Origin of the sequence: Mesorhizobium sp. M2A.F.Ca.ET.067.02.1.1, from assembly GCF_004023285.1 — a bacterium.
Classification (GTDB): domain Bacteria; phylum Pseudomonadota; class Alphaproteobacteria; order Rhizobiales; family Rhizobiaceae; genus Mesorhizobium.
Genome location: NZ_RZSB01000929.1, coordinates 1 through 2054, shown reverse-complemented (window position 1 = coordinate 2054; position 2054 = coordinate 1). Strand labels below are relative to the sequence as shown.

1 protein-coding gene and 1 pseudogene are annotated in these 2054 nt (G+C 63.8%); both read left to right on the top strand.

The window, feature by feature from the left end:
* The first annotated feature begins 154 nt into the window (after positions 1–154).
* Positions 155–1693 carry a hypothetical protein gene (locus EOA28_RS33835; RefSeq protein WP_128315748.1) on the top strand — a complete coding sequence of 513 codons (1539 nt, stop codon included), beginning with the start codon at positions 155–157 and terminating at the stop codon, positions 1691–1693.
* A gap of 145 nt (positions 1694–1838) precedes the next feature.
* Positions 1839–2054 (top strand): annotated as a pseudogene (locus EOA28_RS33830) (globin); the annotation flags it as partial.

Genomic DNA, 2054 nt, shown 5'->3' with positions numbered 1-2054 from the left:
GTACCCGAGGGGCTAGCCAGGCGTGGTTTCGGCGTTTCGTTCAAAAATCATTTTGCGGCGGCGAGGGCTGATCCGACTGGGGTTGGCCGCTGTCCTGACGCTGGCTGCCTTCGGCGCCGCCGCGAAGGAAGATCCGCCGGACTACGGTCCGACGATGCGCTTCGCGGTGGTGCGCAGCAGCGCGCTGGGCTGCGAGCCGAATTGCCCGGAATGGATTTCCGCTGAAGGCACGATCGAGGCTAGCACGCCAGCGCTGTTCAGACGCTTGCTGAAGACGCTCGGCGGGCGGCAACTGCCAATTGTCGTCAATTCTCCCGGCGGCAATGTCGATGCCGCGCTCCAGCTTGGCCGCATGATCCGCAAGAACAAGCTCGATATCGCGGTCGGCATCACGGAGTTTTCCGGCTGCTCGCCGGGGATGAAGAACTGCCGGGGCAACGACGCCAAGCAGCAGCCCTATTCCGGCGTCGCTTACGACAGCGGCGCGATGTGCAATTCGGCCTGTCCGCTGATGTTTGCCGGCGGCATCCGCCGCGTCGTTGGCGAATGGGCCTATCTCGGTGTCCACCAGATCACCACCACCTTCCGGCGCGAGAAGCTGCTCTACCGCACGACCTATCGGGTCGTGAACGGCAAGAAGAAGATCATCGGCACCACGATCGTCAGCCGCAAGAATGCCGGCAGCTACAAGACCTATGAGATGAGCAAGGCGGTCGAGAGGCGACTGTCGGCCTATCTGAAGGAGATGGGCGTCGAGCAGGGCGTGCTGGATGTGATGAAGACGACGCCCGCCAGCGACATCCGGCAGATCGAGCCCGACGATATGTTGGAGATGAAGCTCGTCACCAGCCTCGATTCGCTCGATCTGTTGACCGAAAAGAGCATGTGCCTGCGCAATCCCGTGCCGGCGAATTGCCGCGAGATGCCGTCGAACGCCAAGCCGGCCGAGGTCGCGAAGGTCGAAGCCGCGCCTTTGCTCGCTGCTCCGGGCACGGCGACCCGGCCGCGGGTCCAGGAACAGGACATGCGCTTCGTTGTCGTTCGCGGCAGCAACCCGCTCTGCAATCCCGATTGTCCGGAATGGATTTCGGCGGAAGGCACGATCGCCGCAGGCACGGCCGGCAAGCTTCGCCAGCTGCTCGATACGCTCGGCGGGCGCAGATTGCCGGTGGTCGTCAACTCGCCAGGTGGCGATGTGCAGGCAGCGCTTGCCGCGGGTCGCCTGATCCGTGAGCGCCGGTTGGATGTCGCGGTCGCCCGAACGGACTTTCTCGATTGCGATCCGGGCAAGGCGGGTTGCGAACCAACCGAAGGCCTCTACAGCGGTCTCACCATCAATGCAGGCGCCCAATGCGACGCCGCCTGCGCGATGATGATCGCCGGCGGCATCAGGCGCCTCGTCGGCGCCGATGCGCATTTCCTGGTGCATTCCATGGGCATGGAAGAGAAGGTCAGGGCGTATCTCGACGAGATGGCGATCGGCTCGGGCTTTTTTGCCGCCATGCAGTCGGCGCAGTTCGCCAAGCACAGGGAACTCAGCAAGGGCGAACTTCGCGAATCCGGTCTTACGACCGGACCGCAATCGGTGGATGCGCTCACCGGGGCGACCATCTGCAACTCATCGCCGAAACCGGACAATTGCCGGGTGCTGCCGGCCGCCAATGCCGAGGCCGAGGCGCCAGCGAAACTTTAGAGCAATTCCAGGAAAAGCGTTTACGGTTTTCCGTCCAGAATTGCGTAGACAAGGAGAGAGCCCGCACTGGCCATCGAGGCAGGTTGAGGCGGGCAGGGTGGCGCCGCTATCCTCCTCGCGCGATTTGCGGAACGGAGGATCGGGGATGAGCGCGAAAATCCCGACTTTGTACGAATGGGCCGGCGGCAGCGAGGCGCTCAACAGGCTGACACGCGCCTTCTACGACAAAGTGGCCGTGGATCCGATCGTCGGCCCCGTGTTCAAGACCATGTCGCCGGACCATCCGGCGCATGTCGCCGCCTTCATCGGCGAGGTCTTCGGCGGGCCGAAGACTCATAGCGAAGAGTTTGGCGGCCCTCGC

What these genes read in the sequence shown, in the direction of transcription:
- EOA28_RS33835 (WP_128315748.1), top strand. Translation starts at nt 155, where the DNA reads ATGCGCTTCGCGGTGGTGCGCAGCAGCGCGCTGGGCTGCGAGCCGAAT.